Here is a 19268-nt window from a genome sequence, read left to right as displayed (position 1 = left end):
AGGGATAAACAGCGTGGCAGTACGCGATGTTGCCAACCGTCCGCAGGGAACTTGCCGGTCCAGGAGCTGGTCATAAAGTATCCTTTCGCCCGCCAGTTAAAGTCATTAAGCAAATCAGGTAAAACCGGAAATCATTATGTCTTCTATTCTTTTGCGGAATGAAAGTGGTGGATAAATTAGGCGCAATGCGGATGTTCGCGCGCATCGTCGAAAGTGGAAGCTTTTCGCAGGCAGCGCGGGATCTGAACGTAAGCCAGCCGACCGCCAGCAAACAGCTCGCTGTGCTTGAAGCGCGGCTTGGGACGCAACTCCTTGCGAGAAATTCACGTTCCCTTGCAGTGACGCCGACAGGGCAGGATTATTACGAGGCCACCGTCCGCATCCTTCAGGATCTCGACTCCGCAGAAGAGAAGATCCTTGAAGGGCAATCGACACCCTCAGGGCTGGTCCGCGTGACCCTTCCGCCAGCCTTCGGGAGAATGTTCGTCATTCCGCGGCTATCCGATTTTAGGGACTCTTTCCCGGACGTCGCAATCGAGATGGAAGTCTCCGGGCGGCACGTTGACCTTATCGGGGAGGGGATAGACGTCGCGGTACGGATCGGTCGGCTTTCGGATTCAGCTCTCTTCGCCCGACGCATCGGCGACATGCAGATGATTACCATGGCCTCCGCCAGCTATCTTGCTCAACACGGTACACCGCAAACGTTAGACGAACTGCGCAATCACCAGCGTATCAGCTATATCTACCAGGGTGATGTCACAGGGTGGGATTTTCATTTAGACGGCCGGCAGGTCACGATCGACGGTGCGGGAGCGTTCCGCACAAATGACGCCGAGCATGTCCGCGGCGCGGTCCTCGCAGGTCTCGGCATTGCCCATCACGCGAGCTGGTTGTTTACGGATGTGCTGGCCTCCGGTGAGGTCAAACGAATTCTGAACCAGCATGCGCCGCCGTCCTTTCCGATCAACGCAGTTACAGCTGCCGGACGGCGCATTCCCTCCCGGGTGCGGCATTTCATCCATTTCCTTGCTGCGATTTGCGCCGAGGTGCCGGAATTAAGGACAGGTGTCAGCTAGCCGTCATGGTTCGGGCGGCACCGGATTGGCGCGGAACAGGAGAGGACTGAAAGGGACCAGAGCATGCCCGCAAGTGGCGAGGTTTTGAGGGAGTCGGATGATGCAGGAAGTTAATCGCACCTTCCTGCATTGATTAACGCCGCAATCACATTGTGGAATACAGTCTCGCCATTAATCATCTGAAAAGGAAGGGTCTGGATCTCAACGGGCAATTGCTGGCATACCTGCGGACGCTGGGCTGATAATGCTAAAAAAGCAGGATCAAATCTTGGCTGGTGGAACGGCGGAGAATGGAAGCTACCAAGAGTCCCCACATTCAGCCAAGCCTGTTTTATATACGGGCACGGGGCACTCCATGCTGGAGCTCCCCAATATTCCTCTACGAAGGTAGCGTATGCTGTTATCGAAGTGTCAATTTCACACGACTTCCGTCAAATATCTCAGTGAGATAAATTTTAAGCTTGGTTAGATCATATTTCTCGGGTAATAGAGCTTCGAACTCTTTGTTACCTGCCTCTGCTTCACCCTTGCTATTAATAGTTACAGATAACTTATCAGCTGTTAATACTACTGACTCAATAGATCCTGCAACTTCAAAATTTGTCGCCTCAGTCTGAAAACCGATGCACTCATCAACCGACAAATCATCTTCATCAAATCGTCCGATCATGAAAAAGTTTTTTGGATCCTGATCATCATCACCGACACCGATGGTCAGCACATCATCTTCATTAGTACAATTTACACATTTTGCGGTAAATTTTTTTGTGTTTGACATAGGGTTATCCTGAACAATTTCTTTTCCCAGGTGCTCGTTTACCTGCGGCTTACCAGGTATTGGGAGCACCTTCTTCGGCAGGCCAGTTATAGACTATATCTGCACCTGTACTTACTGCGAAGGTGTTTATTTTTCCCCGGAGCGAGGCTTAATAAAATTACTTTAATAACTTTTTAAATTTATTGAATAAATCTGTAAGTTCCTGGAGGTTTGATATGTCATATCTTTCATTGATAATATATCCATCATTGTCAATATCAATTATTTCTAACATGCAGCTATTGTCATCCCAAGCGGTGAAGCGAGCAATGTTATTATCATCATCAATATCAATTACTAAACTGTCACTAAGCTCGTTTTTATTAATGACGACATTGTAGTTAGTGTTTTCTTTAAGCCATAATTCAAATTCTAAGAGCATTTTTTTATCCCCGTTTCGGTTTTATGCGCTTTCACGCCTATATTTTCTGCTGTTGGCATTTCAGGTACAGGAAGGTTTTTGCGTTTAGCTAATCGTCCTTCTAATGAGTCAGGACCAGCTATTCGGGCTGCGAGCGCGCTACCTTGCGCCCTGGCGCACCTGGCTCAGCAACGGGGACAGTGAGCAGATACAGTTTAATCGGAAATGGTATCGCCTCGCCTGGTGGAGTTTTATCTGCGTTTCACTGCCTGTGAGCACGATAATGACGCTTCTGCTGACCCTGCTGCTTGCACAGCATTTCGGGTATGAGTTTTCTGCTCTCATACTGCTGCTGATAGTTTCTATATTTTGGTTCCCGTGGCTGCTTTTCACAAGCGTTCCGTTCCCGTCAGTAACGCGGGAAATGGAAGCACGCCTGAATGAATTTAATCAACAGCCATCTGAAGAACCGTCAGCTGAGCAGAAACTCAGTCCGGGCGCGTAAACCGCTCAGGAGCTGAGGATCTGAGGATCTAAAAAATACGCGGTTTCTGCACTTTACTGTAAACGTATCTGCCTTTAAAAACGGCAATAACCGCGCCATCCTTCTGCCCCGCGATCTGGACTTTGACGGCGTCAGCGAGCTGGAGATCGTCCGCGAAGGCGACACCATCATCCTGCGCCCCGTCCGGCCCACCTGGCGCTCGTTCAGCCAGCTGGAAAGGGCCGACGCGGACTTTATGGCGGAGCGCGCGGGCGTAGTCAGCGATGAAGAAAGATTTGACCTGTGAATAAAGCGTATATGCCGGATACCTGCATCTGCTCCTGCATCATGTGCGAGCAGCCGGAAGCGGTTCAGAACCGCCTGGAGCAGGCGGTGCTGCGCAACCACCGCATCATGGTGTCGGCCATCACCTATGCCGAAATGCGCTTCGGGGCGACAGGAAAAAAGGCTTCCCCGCGTCACGCGCAGCTGGTTGACGCGTTCTGCGCCCGACTTGACGCCGTCCTGCCCTGGGATCGAGCCGCGGTGGACGCGACCACAGAAATCAAAGCCGCACTGACCGCTGCCGGCACGCCTGGTGGCCCGAACGACACGCCCATTGCCGGACATGCCGTTGCCGCCTGCACCTTTCTGGTGACAAATAATGTGAGAGAGTTTACGCGCATACCGGACCTGAAGCTGGAAGACTGGAGCCGGTGACAGCCTGTCACGATATGACCCGGACAATATCCGGGCAATATCACCCCTGGGGGTATTCCAGCTCAGCCGATCTGGCAATAATTTCGGTCTGGATATGCGTTGAAATCCGCGTCATTTGGGGAGCAATTGGGTGGCTGGCTGGTAAGGTGCTGTAGCCCATGAATTCAATACAACCCGCCAGACTATACTCAGAGCTTTAAAGGCCTCGCTTTAAATTAGGTCAATGACCTGTAACAGGGCTGCAAATCGCTGCCCTGTTACAGGCTGGATTAACTGAGGTCGCTTCCGTTAGAGGCAATGACTTTCTGATACCAACTAAAACTCTTCTTACGGGAACGTTTAAGCGTTCCATTACCCATATCATCCTGATCAACATAAATAAAACCGTAGCGCTTGGACATCTGCGACGTACTGGCGCTAATCATATCAATCGGGCCCCACCAGGTATAACCAAACAGGTCGACCCCATCGCTGATGGCTTCATTCATCTGTTTGATGTGCAGGCGCAGATAGTCGATGCGGTAATCATCCTGCACAATGCCATTCTCATCCGGGATGTCCATTGCACCCAGACCGTTTTCGGCAACGAACAGCGGCTTCTGATAGCGATCGTAGAGCTGGTTTAGCGCAAGACGAAGCCCTTTAGGATCGATTTGCCAGCCCCAGTCGCTTTCCGGCAGATGCGGATTACGGATACCACCAGTAATAAGATTACCCTGAACGCCTTCCAGCTTCTCAGGATGAGCACTGATGGTACTAGACATGTAATAGCTGAATGACACGAAATCGACCGGATACTGGCGCAGGATCTCATCATCACCTCGCTCTTTTATCAGCTTCACTCCTTTAGCATCGAACATACGATCGCTCCAGGCCGGATAAGCTCCACGCGCCTGAATATCACTGAAGAATAACGATACTCGCTGCGCTTCTTCACAGGCCTGGAGGTCGTCAGGATGGCAGGTATGCGGATAAAGTATCTGATAGCTGATCATGCAGCCTACCTGCGAGCCCGGAATGGTTTCGTGGCAGGCTTTGGTTGCCAGTGCGCTGGCAACAAACTGGTGATGCGCTCCCTGATATTTTGCTTGTTCAAGGTTGGGATGATTCTCTTCTATGACGCCAACACTGACGTACGGATGGTGCTTGACGCAGTTGATTTCGTTGAACGTCATCCAGTATTTCACCTTGCTGCGATATCGCTGGAAAACCGTTGTGGCAAACTGCAGATAGAAATCGATTACCTGGCGGTTGGTCCAGCCACCGTATTCGGTAACGAGCGCCAGTGGCATCTCATAATGGGAAAGAGACACAACGGGTTCTATGTTGTGACGGCGCAGCGTATCAAACACGCGGTCGTAAAATGCCAGACCCGCTTCATTAGGCTTGGTTTCATCTCCGCGCGGGTAGATGCGCGTCCATGCAATTGACATGCGGAAGCATTTAAATCCCATATCCGCGAACATTGCGATGTCTTCTTCATAATGATGATAGAAGTCGTTACCCCGGCGTTTAGGATAGTATTTTTTACTATGAGGATCCTGCGCTTCAGCTACTTGCGCGTGCGTCATGCCAGCCCACTGATCGAGCCAGCGTTCTTTGGGTGCCTGGCTGTCAAAGATAAACACGTCAGACGCAGATAATCCTTTACCATCAGCGTCAAAAGCCCCTTCAAGCTGGTTAGCCGCGGTGGCACCACCCCACAAAAAATTCTCCGGAAACGATTTTGTAAAAGTCATTTACTCTCCCCTTATGCAGCCGTCGCTGCCAGTTTTAAAAATTCGTCGCGCGTTTCCACATGCCCATTAGAAATCAGGCTGATATCGCCGTAGTTGTCGGTATTCGTCACGATGACAATGACGCTGGGATCAATGTTTTCTGCGATGAGTGCATCAAGATTAAAGTTGATGAGAGGCTGCCCGATAGTGACTTCCTGACCGTCCTCGACAAGCCTTGTGAAGTGTCGCCCATTCAATTTGACCGTGTCGATGCCGATGTGGATTAACACCTCCGCCCCCGAATTACTCTCCAGTGTAATTGCATGATTCGTAGCAAAGACTGAACCCACACGACCGTTAACCGGTGACACCAGTTCTCCATTCAGCGGGACGATGGCAATTCCCTTGCCGAAAACTTCATCAGCAAATACCGGATCGCTTAATTCACTGAGTGGCGTAAGCTGGCCTGAACATGGTGCAAACAGCCGCTCAGAAGGGCTGGCGCTGACAGGACTGACCCCAGCATGTAATGTTTCGTTAGCTGAAAAGGCAACAGCATTGTTCAGTGGCATTGCTGTCGTAGCTGCCTGAGAAGACACTGATGCTTCGGGTGCTGACTGCTCAGGTTTTTCCTCAAATCCCAGCACCACCGTGAGTCCGGCTGCAACCGCAAAGGCAAGGGCCATACTCGCCAGTGCCCAGACGAATCCTTCTCCTGCCAGTGACGGCAATCCGGACAACCCTGCCAGTGCATAGGCGTAAGCCTTGGCACCCATCGTCATAGCCAGGCATCCCCCAGCAGCCCCTCCAATCAGAGCAGCGGCGAATGGCTTCTTGAAGCGGATATTAATGCCGTACATGGCCGGTTCAGTTACCCCCATCAGGGCGCTGAATGACGTGGAAAGTGCGAGTGATTTGGTCTTTTTACTGCGCGAGCGCAGGAACACACCGAATGCAGCTCCGGCCTGACCAAAGTTGGCTGCAAACATGATGGGCTTAATAGGATCGTAACCCAGGCGGGTAATATTGTTGATGATGATGGGTACGAGCACATAGTGCATGCCGGTTATGATCATCAGCGAGAGTGTGCCACCGACAATAATTCCGGCAAACGGTCCCATGTTATTCACCAGCCAGATAATTCCGCCAGACAGCGCATTACCTACCGATATACCCGCCGGGCCAATAACAATCAGCATCAGCGGCGCAACAACCATCAGGCTGAGCAGGGGCGAAAACATTGTTCTGACAGCCGCAGGAATAATGCGATTAAAGAAGCGCTCAACGTAACTCAGCACCCATACTGACAGCACGACAGGAATGACTGAGTTGGCATATGACACCGGCGAAACGCTCAGACCAGCAAAGGAAACCGGATCACCGGTGCGGAAGAGGGCAGATAATGTCGGATGGAAAAGCGTAGCGGCCAGCGCAACGGACAGATACGGGTTAGCCCCAAACTTCAGGCCCGCGCTGAAGGCCAGCACCATCGGCATAAAATAGAAAACAGCATCACTGATGGCGACCATTATCTGGTAGGTCTGATTTGTCGCTTCGACCCATCCCAGTGTGACAAACAGTGACAGAATCCCTTTCAGAATACCTGCACCGGCAATAGCCGGAATGATGGGAGAAAAAATGCCTGAAATGATTTCAAACGCCAGCGATACTGGGTTACGGCGCTTTTTCTGTGTAGTATCCACACTTTCCTGTTTTTCAGCGGCGGCCAGCGCAGGCACTTCATCCTGAATCGCCCTGTATACCTGCGTCACCTTATTTCCGATGATTACCTGGAACTGATCGCCAGACAGGTTAACGCCCATCACGCCGTCCAGGTCTGCAAGCGCGTTTCGGTCTGCTCTGTTGTTGTCCTTCAGGCTAAAGCGCAACCGCGTAATGCAGTGAAAAACGGAACTGATATTGGTTGCACCACCGAGATGCTCAATAATACGGCGTGCTGTTTGTTGATAATCCACTGATTGATTCTCCAGATTCTGGGCAACAGATGCCCGTAAACAATCGCCGGTATTAACCGGACACCTTGCTTCCTCTGGGGTTTGCCTGATTTAACAGTAACAAGCCTAAATGGAATTGTTCTGACGACTGATAACGTTTCCGATATGCACCGTCAGGTATAACTTCTCTGAATTACTCATGTTATGGCGGTAATTTTTCGCCACAAAATCGCCGATCGCCTGAACGCAGTTCATTGTTTTCTCATACCGCTTCGGCATCTGATCAAACAGTTCAGCATCGTCATTATCGAGGATTTCCCCGGTCATCACGCGCTGGGCAAAAAACTTCAGGTGCGTCACAAAACGCTGATAATTCAGGCTCTGGTCATCGATGGAAATTGTGAACCAGTATTTAACGATGTTCTGTATCTGAAAAATCAACCGGGTGATTTCCATCACCTGACCGTCTGGCGTATTCATTGCTGCATTGACGAGGTGCAGCGCGATACTGGACGCCTCCGCATCGGGCAAAAGCTGCCCGGTACGTGAAGCAATCAACGCCAGAGCCTGTCGACCAATCAGATATTCTTTGCGATAAAAATGCCGGACTTCCCATTCCAGCGGATTGTGGATCTCCTGGCCGTCCTGGTGGCGTTTAAGCGCAAAATGCAGATGGTCAGCTAGTGAGACGTACAGTGTTTCGCTTAGTTGATGGCTCAGCGAACTTTGTGCCTGAGTAATGATGTCGTCCGTGAGCTGAATGATTTCCACAGGCACTTCGTTCAGCAACACTTTGAAGCGGTCCGAGACGGTATGGCTGCTTAGCCTGAAGGTCTTTTCAACCTTATCAGCATCAACGATATCTCCTGCCGAGGCGTTAAAACCCAGTCCCCGCCCGGTCAGAATGTACTCCCCCCCATTGGCATCGGAAACGCTGACGACGTTGTTGTTCAGAATCTGTTTTATAAGCATCGCCAACTCCAGAAAACAAAAACGGGCAAAACATAAGCACAGCCAGGGAATTAACCCAGTAGCTGCATTTACGTTTTGCCCGCCGAACGGTAACAAGCTGCTTTATGCAATACGGGCAAAATATCCGGTTCGCATGTGTGAGTCAACGTTGGCGTAAGTTCCTGCCAGAGAAGAATGCAAAACCGTGATCAAACCGACTTAATTCTTTCGATAACAGTCAGCTCCAGTTAAATTCAGGTTCAGCAATTAATCATTCTGATCGGGTACCGTTGCGGTCACGCGGAGTGTTGAGTCCAAAGCAGCCTGTGGTGGATTTAACGGTTTTAGCGGTGGAACCATTCTTCCGGTTGGTCTGAACATCCTGAGGCAGATTAGAACCTCGCTCGCGGCCAGTGTGGCTTCGGTAATTTATTTGATGAGCGGCGTCAGAATGCCGTCTTTACCGGTGAGTGCCTGTCCATCCTGCATTGCTTTAAGCGCTTTATTGTTGTTGGTGTACGACAGAATTGTGCTGTCATTAGTGGAAAATCGGGGGAGAAAGTGGCCAGACAATGAAACTGCGGCATGCAGATATTGAGCAGATTTTTAGCGGCACTCCACCATTTCTTTGGCGAATAAAATCTTATCTCTTTGACAATTTTCGCTGAAAAATTATACTGGATATACATCGTGTATATCCCAGTGGAGGTCTCTGTGGAAACAACCGTTTTTTTGAGTAACAGAAGCCAGGCGGTGCGTCTGCCGAAAGCTGTTGCTTTACCCGATGACGTCAAGCGCGTCGAAATTATTGCCGTTGGCCGAACCCGGATAATCTCACCGGCGGAAGAGTCATGGGACAGCTGGTTCGATGGCGAGACGGTCAGTGCGGATTTCATGTCAGATCGGGAACAGCCCCAGCCCCAGGAACGTGAGGGGTTCTGATGATAAAGTACATGCTGGATACCAATATCTGTATTTTCACCATCAAAAACAAACCTGCATCCGTCCGTGAGAAATTTAATCTTCACAAACAACAGTTATGCATCAGTTCGGTAACGCTGATGGAACTGATTTATGGTGCAGAGAAAAGTGATGCTCCCGAACGTAATCTTGCAGTTATTGAGGGGTTAACTGCACGGCTTGAAGTTTTAACTTACGGCCCTCAGGCTGCTGCACATGCCGGGCAAATCAGGGCTGAACAAGCCAGGCAGGGGCGTCCAGTCGGGCCTTATGACCAGATGATTGCTGGTCATGCCCGTAGCTGTGGGTTGATAGTTGTTACCAATAATACCCGTGAGTTTGAGCGAGTCTCCGGTCTGAGAATAGAAGACTGGATTTAGCTATTCCAGCAGATATCAGCTTTCAATTCAGCAAAAGATAATTTCATTAATCAAAGCAAAAAAGTTTGGGGCATAATTGGGGGCTTTAAAGTGAGTTATCCAAAATTAAATTATATAAATCAGGTTATTACCATGAAGTTCAAGTCCCGCCCCGGCGCCATATAAAAGCAGAAATAAATCAATGTGTTATGTTGGTTTAGCAGAGCCACCCATCGGGTGGCTTTGTGCTTTTAAGGTGCTTTCATAATATCCCTTCATAATATCCCTTCATAATATTTTCAGGTTTGACCCTGACCCGAAATCCTGCCCCATTCAGAAACAGAATTCCGGCATGATACATACTCCCCTGAACGGTGGTGGTGCTGATGAAAAAATCACGATTCACCGAAGAGCAGATTGTCTTTGCCCTGAAGCAGGCTGAGCTGGGTACGTCAGTGCCGGAAGTCTGCCGCAAACTGGGTATATCCGACGTCACTTTTTACACGTGGCGCAAGAAATACGGCGGGATTTCTCCCTCAGAGCTGAAGCACATGCGTCAGCTGGAAGAGGAAAACCTGCGGCTGAAGAAACTGGTGGCCGATCTGAGTCTCGACAAGACGATGCTGCCGGACGTGCTGGCAAAAAATAACTGAGGCTGGCACGGCTGCGTGAATGGGTCAGGAAGCGGCAGGCGCGTTATGGGCCAGCGAACGACAGGTCTGTTTTGCTCTGCAGGTCAGCCGCAGTTCGTTCCGTTACCGCTCTGTGGCGGCCAGTGACAGCGCGCTGCGCCTGCGTATCCGCGAGATGGCGGAAATCCGCGTGCATTACGGTTACCGGCAGGTTGGGATAATCATAAACGCATTTACCGTCTCTACCGCGAGCAGGGACAGTCCCTGCGCCTCAAATGCCCCCATCGCAATAAATCCGCACAGCGGCGACAGCCGCAGCCTCAGGGCCTGTATCCGGACCATGTCTGGGGCATGGATTTTGTCTCTGATGCGCTGTTTGACGGCCGCCAGCTGCGTCTGCCAGAGTTGTCCCCATTCTGCACTGGGGTGGATGACCCCATCAGAATTTGCTGAGAAGTCTGCCGGTTGCCAGAATACGTAACCAACATGAAGCCGGTTATTCCTGATTACGGCGGGATCATATTCGTGGTCAGGATCAAAACCGTAAGTTAATAATGTAAGACATTGATCTCATGTTGGGGCTGGCCTCCTTCCACCATCATGATATTCGTGCTATCAAAAGAAAAATCTGCCCGATACAGCATAATTTTTTATCATAGAATGGAGCTCAGAAAGGGGGTGAATGATGCATGGAAAAAAAACGTTTAACCTCAGCTATGATGAACTAACCTTTGCGATTGAAGACCATATCCTCGACTGTCTGGCTCAGATCAACGAGCAGCAGCCCGATCCTAAACTATGGCTGGAGAGTGCAAATACTGCAGTGGGCATCTGGTATAGTCTGACCTGTATTGGCGCTGGTATCCCGGAAGAGACAAAAGAAACTGATCATCTCCGACTTATGGGAATTATTCAAAATGGTTTGAAGCGTATTCGACCAGATTTGAACATATGAGGAGGATGTTGCAAATAATCAGGCGTAACAAGTTTAGCAGAGAGGCAAAATTCGAAACTCACACTGATATATCCAAGTTATAATTTATATCGAATATATTATGAGTATATTTCGGTAAAGATATTTTATGGGAAATACGGATTTTTAGAGTAACTACAGACTGGCAATTCACCTGCCAAAAGCGGTAGCACTACCGGACGTTTTAGATCCGAAATCATGTATGCCAGCGCGGGCGCAGCGCCCGGATCGATCGATCAGCGATAAAACTTTGCGACAAGCTTTTCCTGCTACAAATCTGTAAGTGGCAGTCGTCGGCGAATGCGCGATGCAGATTTTATCGTGGCCTTTGCTATAGCCGCACCTATTTCTGCACAGACGGTAAGACCCTGGACGAATGGCTGGTCATACATAAGATAGGGCAGTGCGCCCAATGCAATCCTGCCTCTGGCGGAAGCGGGTGCCATCAGTGTGTAGTCATCACCGAGATCAGGAATATCATCGCCCGAAGCCTGCAGTTGCTTTCTTAACGTCGGAAATGGCAGGTCTCTGGTTTTTAATGGCTGCTGTCCGCGAGCATCAATAAAAACATCAAAACTTTGTGAATAAGCATCGACGTAAATCACCGTTTCATTCTCTTTTATATCCATTCTGTAGTCCGACCCGAGTGTGAGAATGCTGATTATTCCGGCCTCACGTAATGCCAGTAAACGGCGAATGGATTCTGAGGGAACCGCTGCATAATTGTCAATAAATACCCGGGCGAGGCCGGCATTAAATCTTTCACTATCATGTTGATTAAGATAAGGGACAATTTCCTGGACAGCTTCGTGTAAACGAAGGATGGTATAACGCCATGGAATTGTCCGTTTGTCGTGTTTATTGCGTTCGACTTCATCAAGATTTGATTTGGCCCACAGAAACGGATCGCGTTTTTTTCTGTCAGAAAACCAGGCGTCTGAAAACGTGTCGGCATTAAGCGTTTGCAGGGAAATATCTTTGCTCCATGCCGGATCAGCACATTCTATTTCCTCCACAATCAGCCTGAATATCCGGTTTAGCAAACCGTCGGATCCGCTGGCTATTTCATTTTGGATCGCCTCTTGCGTTGCTATACGCAAAGGTTCATAAGGAATTGGACAGTAGAAATCCGCTTCCGGAATAATGCCCGTTCGCGACATTAATACAATCTTCAGCGCCTCGCTTCCATCGTCACACATAAACTTAACATGTTTATCATCAGTTTCAAGGAAAGCGCCATGCTGCACCGCCACCGCCATTGCTGCATCAAAGGCGCTCAAAGAAGTACCCATTATTCCGACTTTACAGGCGCGAATTTTTGCGTCCATCAGTCCAGACCATGGGCTTGGGAAAAATGTGCGCGTCGATTCCTTCTCGTCAGGCCAGACGTGGCCGGTCGCGATAACGGCGAAATCAAACTGAACCGGTGCCGACGCGCCCTCTGTCCATAACCCTATGCCTTCTGAAGTTGCTTCAAGATCGGTTACCAGACAGGACTCATGTACTTCAACCTCAAAACCGTGCTCTTTCGCGTACGCGACGAGCGCCAGAAACTGATTGCGAAAATAATCTCCGAGAAGAATACGTGGCAGAAACTGCCTTACATGAAGTGAAGATAACTGGACATCATAGCGGGACAGATACTCTTCACTCTGGCTTCGCAGCCAGTCGATGTAACTCGAAAAAACAGGCGGGATTTCAATGCTGGCAATGTTAGCCAACATTATGCTCGAGTTTTCTTCATTACTGTAAGGCATGCCAACCCCAGCTTCTTTACCTTGTTCATAGACAGAAACTGAGAAAGGTGTCCTGTTGTTTATTATGGAGAAAAAGGTATAGATTCCTGTAGGCCCTGCGCCAATAATAGCAATCCTTTTCATCGGTACTCCCCCATCCTTTCTGCACCAGCTCTGGTGAAATGCGTAATCTGATCACGTTGCCAGAAGTGATATCATCAGCTCAAAACAATAACGGGTGACACCCTGAGCAACTGTAACAGACCCTATTTCAGCCCCGGGTCACGCGCTAAGCTCTCCTTCAGAGCTTTTCAGGCCATATGATGACCGCTATTTATTGGCCTTCCACACACTTGATGTGTCCAGTTCTGCCAGAACATAAGGTTTTCCTGAGATGGCTCAACATCAAAATTATAGTCCAAAACAGAAGGGTGATTATTTTGTCGAAAATTTTTGAGACATTAAAATTTGTTGTGCTACTTATTGATTAATTTCACTTTTGGCGATTCGATCACCGATGATGACAGCTCCATGTTTAATCACAATGACCGCTGGCCTCACCGGGCGACTGCTTGAGGCCGGTGGTTCGTCGGTCGCTGTACTCAAAGGAAATATCAGCCCTGATAACCGCATACGGGGCCGCGCAGAAGCAATCCGCCACGGATGGGGAATGCTGCCTGATTTCATGGCGGCTTCAGAGGTAACTTTCGGCGCTGGGGAAAAGAGTCGGGTTATGCGCCTGTTGTGAGGCGCATAAGCGAGTTAAATAAACTCAGTGGGGCACTTTTGCATTGAGCTGATTATCTTTATATATTGCGGCTTTCGCATTGGTGCAATTTTGTCCGGTTATATCACCCGCCTTACATTTGTTTCCGACATCACGCGCTTCATCAAGGTTCTGATAGAAGTACTCTTCATCATGAACTTTATCGTTGCATGCAACCAGAGTTAACGCAACTGCTGAAATAATAAACATTTTCTTCATGAATTCTCCATACTGTTTAACGCTACTTTCAGCTTAGACGTTAAAATTTGAAATGCGAAAATTCTGCCTGAATAAAGTTGTCAGGCGGTTTTCTTAGTTAAATGACGATTTTTTTAGTCTTTTAATTTATCAGCGCGAGTTATAAGACTGAATTGCGCTGGGTATTTTACGTTCCGGTTCGATTCTTTCCCGTACGTAATTAAATCCGCGAGTAACAATAATTTATTTATCAGTTCAGACCCCTGCCACGATAAAGGGAGGATCGGTGCAAATCTCCTGATAAGTCCCTGGTATCAATCGGCTGGTGTCAGAAGCAAAGTTGAAGTGCCGATGACAGGACGGATGGCTCTTTTAAGTCTGTCGGCGCATGTTCTGAAAGATTGCATCGCATATCGGTTCGTAAAGCGCCGCAGGCAGGTCATGGCCCATGCCAGTGATAAGCAGAAGATCCGCGTTGCGGACAGACGCCACCGTATCTTCGCCACAGGCAGCAGGGATCAACGCATCTTCAGTGCCATGCACAACCAGGGTTGGAGCACGAATATGCGAAAGTTGTGGCCGGATGTCCCCGGTAGCAGCAATTGCGGCAATCTGACGACCAAATCCGCCAGGATCGTATGCGCGACGGGCTTCTGCCAAAATAATGGCGCGGTGCGCTTGCTCATCAACAGCATAGCCGGAACCGCTAATGCGTTTTGCAAACGCCAGACCATGCGCAACGAATCGCTCTTTCTCTTCAAAAGGGTCTGGCGCAGGCTTCATCAGCATCGCCATAATGTCAGGTGCAGCAGACGCAAGACTGAGATTCCCCGTACCGGACATGATGGAGCAAAGAGACAACACTCGCTGAGGATAACCGCTGGCCAGCAGTTGCGCGATCATACCGCCCATTGAGCGCCCGACCACATGTACCTGATTGATGGACAATGCATCCAGCAACCCAACTGCATCTGCCACCATATCATACAGCGTGTAAGGAACGTTGAGCTTCCGGCCTGCTGCAATAGCATTTGCCAGTGCGACAAAATCCGCTGAAGGGGACGTTGTGAAATGTGTCGACAGGCCAGCATCCCGGTTATCGAAACGGATGACGCGAAAACCTTCTGCCACAAGGTGCTGGCAGAAGGAATCCGTCCAGCGGATCATCTGGGCGCCGAGACCGGATATTAACAGGATAACCGCGGCGTCTTCGTCGCCAAAGCTGTCGTAGCTGAGGGTGATGCCATTGGCCGTCAGGGATGTCATTTTTTAACCCGTCGCTTCGGTTTGCGTAAGCGGAAGGAGGCGTGCATCTTCGATTGCCGCAGTTCTGTGACCCATGCCAGCGAGATATTCCACATTGTCTGCGAATGCGAGGAAGGCGCTGACACTGCTTTGCCTGACCAGCATGGCAAGATCCCATCGTTCATCTTCCGGGCCGATCAATAGCGGGCCTCCTGTGCCCAGGAACATCAGATTTCCCCCGCTTTCATGCAGAAATGGCCGTGTGTGCTGGATATAACGATCAAAGGCTTCGGCGCCGGTGATCGGTTTTGCTGGCGCCAGTTCTGGATTTGCGCAGTAATCGGCAATTTCGCGAAAGCGTAGCAGATTCAGCATGACGATATTTCCCTGCATTTCTCTCATAACGAACGCGCGCCCAGACTGTTGTGTCGGCGCCAGGTAACGAACGAATTGAGTGGTAAATTCCATTTTAAAAATTCTCCTGTCTGATCAATGTCTAAAAGCCGTTGCTGGCATTAGCTGCCAAAGGCGAGCCGTATGGCGTGTTCACGTACATCCTGAGGCCAGCTGGCAAGAATTTCGCTGACCCGAAGAGCGTCATTGGCGAATAATGCTCGTATCGCCTCCTCAAAGCCGGGGAGATCGCCGCCAATGGCCTGCATAAAATGATACGCCCTCTCATGCGCCATTCGACGTTTGTCTTCGCTGGCGCCGGCGCGCCGGGCTTCCTCGACCAGCTTCCTGAGGACAATGGAAGCTCCGCCGGGTTGGGTAGCGAGCCAATCCCAGTGCCGGGGAAGCAGGGTCACTTCGCGTGAAGTAACCCCTAATCTGGGGCGTCCGCGGCCTCTGGAAATCAAACTTTCCGGCGTCTTCGCCTCGTCATCAGGCACCTTTTCAACAGGCGCTTCATTAGCGAAGCGAGCTGCGATATCTTTGTCCGTTCCCCGTATATCAACATCAACAGCACGGCCTGTCGCATCATCAAAGATTAGAACCTGCCCGGTCGGGTTGTCTTCACGTGCTTTCCAGCTTGCCAGGGCATTTACTTGCAGCGAGCCTGAGGCAATAAGGCGGTGCCCGGCGAAAGTGGTGTAAGAGTCAAAAGATGTTTCTGTCATGAAGATTCCGTATGATCGCAGTGAAAGCTAATTTTACCCGGGTAATATTCACAGTCAATATTACCCGGGTAAAATATTGCCTGATTTGTGATCGGTGTTTGTATTCATGCCGGAAGTGTTAACCGAAACACAATACCTGGAGAACCATCACAATCTGAGAACGGTGAGGCAGAAAATTCTGATAACGGGCGGTGAACAGGCTGCAGTGGGAGATGAGACCGGAACGATAAGAAAACGGCGACTTACAATCGTGTGACAGCCGATGGCGGATATAATGCGTGGTTAATACCGGTCAGGGCATCATCTGTCTGTTACTCTGACCGGTGGCAAATTTGCATTTTACTCGAAGCAGGCATCCGGGTTTTCGGACAGGGAGACAAACTGTTTGCTGTTTTTATCGAGTGCGCGAACCGCGCCGCTTTCAATGTCATACACCCAGCCATGCAGGCGCAGCGCATTATTTCGTAATCCGACGGCGACAGAAGGGTGAGTTTTGATATTGTTTAACTGTGCAATGACGTTCTCTTGCACCATTGCGTTAACTTTCTCATCTTCACTGGCATACGTTTTCTTCTCAACCACGGCCTTAGCCGCATCAGCATAGTGCAACCAGTGAGCCACTGCGGGCATCGGGTCAAGGCACTGGCAGGAAGCAATCGCTTTCATCGCGCCACAGTTAGAGTGGCCGCAAATAACAATATCAGTTACTCCTAACGCCACAACGGCATATTCGATGGTAGCGGAAACGCCGCCCGGCTCCGGTCCAAACGAAGGCACGATGTTACCCGCATTTCGAATCACAAACAGCTGCCCTGGATCCTGCTGAGTAACCAGTTCCGGGACCAGACGGCTGTCTGAACAGGAGATAAATAAGGCTTTTGGATTCTGGCTGGAAGCCAGACTGCGAAACAGCTCTTTTTGCTGGGGGAAAATATCTTTCTGGAAGTTTAGAAAACCTTCAACAATATGTTTCATAACGGCAACTTTTCCTCGCTTCAGAGCATAAATTAAATTGCATTATGGCATCGTCATAACGGCAGGTTCAACTGGCTTAATGTCAGGAAAGGTATGCAGTGAATGGCGCAGGAGCCAGATCGCGGGCCACACAAGAGGATTCAGCGCCGGCCGAGGGTAAAAAGAGTTTACTGATTCAGCTGAACACTGCGCAGGCCAGACAAGAAAATATCAGGAAATTATATGAATCATTTTCTGATAATGAGCGAGTTATCAGGCGTAACAGGTCTCGCCTGGTCGCCATGCGGCACATCAGGTCACTCCGGCAGCTCGCAGCCCAGCGCCTGCAATTTTTTTAATACCCAGTCACGGTTATTATGGCCGTCGGCGATGGCTTGTAGTTTGACGATTTCACTGGCATGGCGTTCGCTGGCCAGTGAGTATATGCGCTCGACCTCTGCCAGCGGCACACACAGCAGGCCATCTTCATCGCCAACCATCAAGTCACCGGGTTCAATAACCATGCCATCAATCGCAATGGTGACATTGATCTCGCCTGGCCCGTCTTTATAAGGGCCGCGGTGCGTGACACCGGCGGCATAGACGGGCAGGGGGTTAGCCCGGATGCTGCGGATATCACGTACCGCACCATTGATCACTACGCCGGCCAGCTGCTTCTTTGCCGCATAAGCCAGCATAAGTTCACCCGTTATGGCGTTAGTCAGGTCTCCCCCTGCATCGACCACAATAACATCACCCGGTTCGGCGATATTGAGGGCGTAATGCATCATCAGATTGTCACCTGGCCGACACCTGACTGTCAGCGCTGTACCCGCCATCTGCCCGCCGGCATGCATTGGTCGAAGGCTGGCGCCGCCGGCACTCATCCGCTGCATTGAATCGCTGATATTCGCCACCGGCAGATCACGATAAGCCGCAATCTGCTCTGCACTGGCTTTCCGTTTGCGGTGTAGTACCCGAAACCCTGTCGGCATGGCTGATCCTGGCAAGTAGATGGAAGAGTGCAGAGGACTATATGGAAGGCAGTACGGGAACTGAACGCTGAATATTTCATATGCTTATGTGAGTTAAGCATAATCACTGAACTGACGGACAAGGGTATTTCAGCTTTTAACCGTCATATGCTTAATTTGATTAGAGATAGAAATTTATCTGCTTTTCCTTTTTTTAGACGATATTTTATTATATATCAGCGTATTAGATTGCTTTATTCAGGGTGAGAGCGATTTTCCTGGCAGTTATCAAATCAAATTATATGGATTAAAAAATGAAAGCCTGTATTTATCTGCTACCGCTGCTTTTTTCTGTCATTCAACAGAACGCTATTTCTGCTGAATCAGGTGTGCCGTTCAAAACCTATTTTAATGTGGATAAAGATGAGGGTTTAAACCGTCAGCTTCCCGTGGATATTATTAACAGAGGCACTATTATCGCCGGGACGAATCCTAACACGCCACCGACCACCTTCTTTATGGAAGATAATAAAACCCTGACTGGCAGAGAAATTGACCTGATGACGGCGATTGGCCAGCGGTTGGGTGTTAAAACGGTCTGGCAGGATACCGGAGGGTTTGACAATATAATCCCCGGTCTTAAAGCGGGTCGCTATGATGTGGCCATTTCAAATATCAGAGCCACACCAAAACGGTTTAAGCAGGTTGATTTTATCAGCTATTTTAATACCAGTCGGCAGGCAGTCATCTCCCTTAAATCCTCCGCTATTTCCCCTTTCACCGATCTTATTTCTCTCTGTGGTAAAACAGTGGGTGCAGGCGTGGGAACGGCGCAAATAGATATTCTGAATAAAACCAGCAAAGTGTGTGAGGCGAAAAAGCAACAGCCGATAACCGTTGCGGTTTTCCCTGACCGGCCCGCTGGCGTGGTCGCAGTATTAAGTGGCCGGGTGCCGCTGTTCTATGGCCCATGGGAAGGGCTGGCGTGGCAGGTTTCGAAACTTGATAAACTCACGATATCCGGTCAAATCAACGTTGATGAACCGCCGATGTCGATTGCGCTGGCGAAAGACTCGCCGCTTGAACCTGCTATTCTTGCTGCACTTAACACTTTAATCAAAGACGGCACCTACCAAAAAATTCTCGATCACTGGCAGGTTGGCTATGGCGCATTACCTGAAGCAAAAAGTAATCAGGCTATTTTTTAACGCAAACTGCGACCAGCCTCGTCAGGCTGGTGGATACGCGGAGTCGGAAACAACATG

At 49.7% G+C, this 19268-nt stretch carries 21 protein-coding genes and 2 pseudogenes; 9 read left to right on the top strand and 14 right to left on the bottom strand.

Annotated features, from left to right (window positions below; genetic code table 11):
• Positions 1–164 precede the first annotated feature (164 nt).
• A complete protein-coding gene (locus N5923_RS22900; RefSeq protein WP_267144495.1) occupies positions 165–1079 on the top strand; it encodes a LysR family transcriptional regulator in 915 nt (304 codons plus the stop codon).
• A 400-nt stretch (positions 1080–1479) separates the two neighbouring features.
• Here N5923_RS22900 and N5923_RS22895 read toward each other — a convergent pair whose 3' ends face one another.
• From N5923_RS22895 to N5923_RS24885, 3 genes are all read right to left on the bottom strand, one after another.
• Positions 1480–1857 carry an Imm10 family immunity protein gene (locus tag N5923_RS22895; protein ID WP_267144496.1) on the bottom strand — a complete coding sequence of 126 codons (378 nt, stop codon included), beginning with the start codon at positions 1855–1857 and terminating at the stop codon, positions 1480–1482.
• Positions 1858–2014: 157 nt separating this feature from the next.
• Positions 2015–2278, bottom strand: a complete 264-nt coding sequence (locus N5923_RS22890; RefSeq protein WP_267144497.1) for an immunity protein TriTu family protein — start codon at positions 2276–2278, stop codon at positions 2015–2017.
• The gene (locus N5923_RS24885; protein ID WP_456119824.1) at positions 2269–2400 is read right to left on the bottom strand and encodes a hypothetical protein; all 132 of its coding nucleotides are present in this window, start codon (positions 2398–2400) and stop codon (positions 2269–2271) included. Before N5923_RS24885 ends, N5923_RS22890 begins: the two co-directional genes overlap by 10 nt.
• Before the next feature lie 140 nt (positions 2401–2540).
• Between N5923_RS24885 and N5923_RS22885 the strand changes: the two genes are divergently transcribed.
• Genes N5923_RS22885 through N5923_RS22875 form a run of 3 tightly spaced genes read left to right on the top strand, consistent with a single transcriptional unit; the run spans position 2541 to position 3461 of the window.
• Complete coding sequence (locus N5923_RS22885; RefSeq protein WP_267144498.1) at positions 2541–2762, top strand: hypothetical protein; 222 nt, start codon at positions 2541–2543, stop codon at positions 2760–2762.
• Positions 2763–2808: 46 nt separating this feature from the next.
• Positions 2809–3048, top strand: coding sequence for a type II toxin-antitoxin system VapB family antitoxin (gene vapB / locus N5923_RS22880; protein WP_267144668.1), 240 nt, complete (start codon positions 2809–2811; stop codon positions 3046–3048).
• The gene (locus N5923_RS22875; protein WP_267144499.1) at positions 3045–3461 is read left to right on the top strand and encodes a type II toxin-antitoxin system VapC family toxin; all 417 of its coding nucleotides are present in this window, start codon (positions 3045–3047) and stop codon (positions 3459–3461) included. The genes vapB (N5923_RS22880) and N5923_RS22875 overlap by 4 nt, the downstream gene beginning before the upstream one ends.
• 269 nt (positions 3462–3730) lie before the next feature.
• On the opposite strand, the gene N5923_RS22870 is transcribed toward N5923_RS22875, so the two are convergent.
• The 4 genes and pseudogenes from N5923_RS22870 to N5923_RS24745 form a co-directional block, all read right to left on the bottom strand.
• Entirely contained in the window at positions 3731–5200 is a 1470-nt protein-coding gene (locus tag N5923_RS22870) for a glycoside hydrolase family 1 protein (protein WP_267144500.1), read from the bottom strand.
• An 11-nt stretch (positions 5201–5211) separates the two neighbouring features.
• On the bottom strand, positions 5212–7155 hold the full coding sequence (locus tag N5923_RS22865) for a beta-glucoside-specific PTS transporter subunit IIABC (RefSeq protein WP_267144501.1): 1944 nt from the start codon (positions 7153–7155) through the stop codon (positions 5212–5214).
• 105 nt (positions 7156–7260) lie between these two features.
• On the bottom strand, positions 7261–8106 hold the full coding sequence (gene licT / locus N5923_RS22860) for a BglG family transcription antiterminator LicT (RefSeq protein WP_267144502.1): 846 nt from the start codon (positions 8104–8106) through the stop codon (positions 7261–7263).
• 262 nt (positions 8107–8368) lie between these two features.
• Positions 8369–8574 (bottom strand): annotated as a pseudogene (locus tag N5923_RS24745) (IS256 family transposase); the annotation flags it as partial.
• 225 nt (positions 8575–8799) lie between these two features.
• Here N5923_RS24745 and vapB (N5923_RS22855) point away from each other — a divergent pair.
• From vapB (N5923_RS22855) to N5923_RS22840, 4 genes and pseudogenes are all read left to right on the top strand, one after another.
• Entirely contained in the window at positions 8800–9027 is a 228-nt protein-coding gene (vapB, locus tag N5923_RS22855) for a toxin-antitoxin system antitoxin VapB (RefSeq protein ID WP_026111953.1), read from the top strand.
• Complete coding sequence (gene vapC, locus N5923_RS22850; protein WP_267144503.1) at positions 9027–9425, top strand: type II toxin-antitoxin system tRNA(fMet)-specific endonuclease VapC; 399 nt, start codon at positions 9027–9029, stop codon at positions 9423–9425. The genes vapB (N5923_RS22855) and vapC overlap by 1 nt, the downstream gene beginning before the upstream one ends.
• Before the next feature lie 365 nt (positions 9426–9790).
• Positions 9791–10432: pseudogene (locus N5923_RS22845) on the top strand (transposase); the annotation flags it as partial.
• Positions 10433–10718: 286 nt separating this feature from the next.
• The gene (locus tag N5923_RS22840) at positions 10719–10991 is read left to right on the top strand and encodes a hypothetical protein (protein ID WP_267144504.1); all 273 of its coding nucleotides are present in this window, start codon (positions 10719–10721) and stop codon (positions 10989–10991) included.
• A 287-nt stretch (positions 10992–11278) separates the two neighbouring features.
• On the opposite strand, the gene N5923_RS22835 is transcribed toward N5923_RS22840, so the two are convergent.
• The 7 genes from N5923_RS22835 to N5923_RS22805 form a co-directional block, all read right to left on the bottom strand.
• Positions 11279–12889: an FAD-NAD(P)-binding protein gene (locus N5923_RS22835; protein WP_267144505.1), complete on the bottom strand. Its 1611-nt coding sequence runs from the start codon at positions 12887–12889 to the stop codon at positions 11279–11281.
• Positions 12890–13517: 628 nt separating this feature from the next.
• Complete coding sequence (locus N5923_RS22830; protein ID WP_267144506.1) at positions 13518–13730, bottom strand: EexN family lipoprotein; 213 nt, start codon at positions 13728–13730, stop codon at positions 13518–13520.
• A gap of 351 nt (positions 13731–14081) precedes the next feature.
• Positions 14082–14975, bottom strand: coding sequence for an alpha/beta fold hydrolase (locus N5923_RS22825; RefSeq protein ID WP_267144507.1), 894 nt, complete (start codon positions 14973–14975; stop codon positions 14082–14084).
• Positions 14976–14978: 3 nt separating this feature from the next.
• Entirely contained in the window at positions 14979–15422 is a 444-nt protein-coding gene (locus N5923_RS22820; RefSeq protein WP_267144508.1) for a DUF1330 domain-containing protein, read from the bottom strand.
• A gap of 47 nt (positions 15423–15469) precedes the next feature.
• A complete protein-coding gene (locus N5923_RS22815; protein WP_267144509.1) occupies positions 15470–16075 on the bottom strand; it encodes a DUF2239 family protein in 606 nt (201 codons plus the stop codon).
• A gap of 339 nt (positions 16076–16414) precedes the next feature.
• Positions 16415–17050: a carbonic anhydrase gene (locus tag N5923_RS22810; protein WP_267144510.1), complete on the bottom strand. Its 636-nt coding sequence runs from the start codon at positions 17048–17050 to the stop codon at positions 16415–16417.
• Between the two features lie 296 nt (positions 17051–17346).
• Complete coding sequence (locus N5923_RS22805; RefSeq protein WP_267144511.1) at positions 17347–18024, bottom strand: RraA family protein; 678 nt, start codon at positions 18022–18024, stop codon at positions 17347–17349.
• 293 nt (positions 18025–18317) lie between these two features.
• Between N5923_RS22805 and N5923_RS22800 the strand changes: the two genes are divergently transcribed.
• Complete coding sequence (locus N5923_RS22800) at positions 18318–19211, top strand: ABC transporter substrate-binding protein (RefSeq protein ID WP_267144512.1); 894 nt, start codon at positions 18318–18320, stop codon at positions 19209–19211.
• Positions 19212–19268: the final 57 nt, after the last annotated feature.

It is taken from the genome of Winslowiella arboricola, assembly GCF_025527015.1.
In the GTDB taxonomy this organism is placed as follows: Bacteria; Pseudomonadota; Gammaproteobacteria; order Enterobacterales; family Enterobacteriaceae; genus Erwinia; species Erwinia arboricola.
The sequence above is the reverse complement of the archived record's forward strand: the minus strand, read 5'-3'. Positions and strand labels throughout refer to the sequence as shown.

Excerpts from the sequence above, each read along its gene's own strand:
- N5923_RS22810 (WP_267144510.1), bottom strand. The coding sequence starts at position 17,050 with ATGAAACATATTGTTGAAGGTTTTCTAAACTTCCAGAAAGATATTTTC.
- N5923_RS22890 (WP_267144497.1), bottom strand. The coding sequence starts at position 2,278 with ATGCTCTTAGAATTTGAATTATGGCTTAAAGAAAACACTAACTACAAT.
- N5923_RS22800 (WP_267144512.1), top strand. The coding sequence starts at position 18,318 with ATGAAAGCCTGTATTTATCTGCTACCGCTGCTTTTTTCTGTCATTCAA.
- N5923_RS22895 (WP_267144496.1), bottom strand. The coding sequence starts at position 1,857 with ATGTCAAACACAAAAAAATTTACCGCAAAATGTGTAAATTGTACTAAT.
- N5923_RS22830 (WP_267144506.1), bottom strand. The coding sequence starts at position 13,730 with ATGAAGAAAATGTTTATTATTTCAGCAGTTGCGTTAACTCTGGTTGCA.
- N5923_RS22825 (WP_267144507.1), bottom strand. The coding sequence starts at position 14,975 with ATGACATCCCTGACGGCCAATGGCATCACCCTCAGCTACGACAGCTTT.
- licT (WP_267144502.1), bottom strand. The coding sequence starts at position 8,106 with ATGCTTATAAAACAGATTCTGAACAACAACGTCGTCAGCGTTTCCGAT.
- vapC (WP_267144503.1), top strand. The coding sequence starts at position 9,027 with ATGATAAAGTACATGCTGGATACCAATATCTGTATTTTCACCATCAAA.
- N5923_RS22870 (WP_267144500.1), bottom strand. The coding sequence starts at position 5,200 with ATGACTTTTACAAAATCGTTTCCGGAGAATTTTTTGTGGGGTGGTGCC.
- N5923_RS22840 (WP_267144504.1), top strand. The coding sequence starts at position 10,719 with ATGATGCATGGAAAAAAAACGTTTAACCTCAGCTATGATGAACTAACC.
- N5923_RS22885 (WP_267144498.1), top strand. The coding sequence starts at position 2,541 with ATGACGCTTCTGCTGACCCTGCTGCTTGCACAGCATTTCGGGTATGAG.
- N5923_RS22815 (WP_267144509.1), bottom strand. The coding sequence starts at position 16,075 with ATGACAGAAACATCTTTTGACTCTTACACCACTTTCGCCGGGCACCGC.
- N5923_RS22835 (WP_267144505.1), bottom strand. The coding sequence starts at position 12,889 with ATGAAAAGGATTGCTATTATTGGCGCAGGGCCTACAGGAATCTATACC.
- N5923_RS22805 (WP_267144511.1), bottom strand. The coding sequence starts at position 18,024 with ATGCCGACAGGGTTTCGGGTACTACACCGCAAACGGAAAGCCAGTGCA.
- N5923_RS22820 (WP_267144508.1), bottom strand. The coding sequence starts at position 15,422 with ATGGAATTTACCACTCAATTCGTTCGTTACCTGGCGCCGACACAACAG.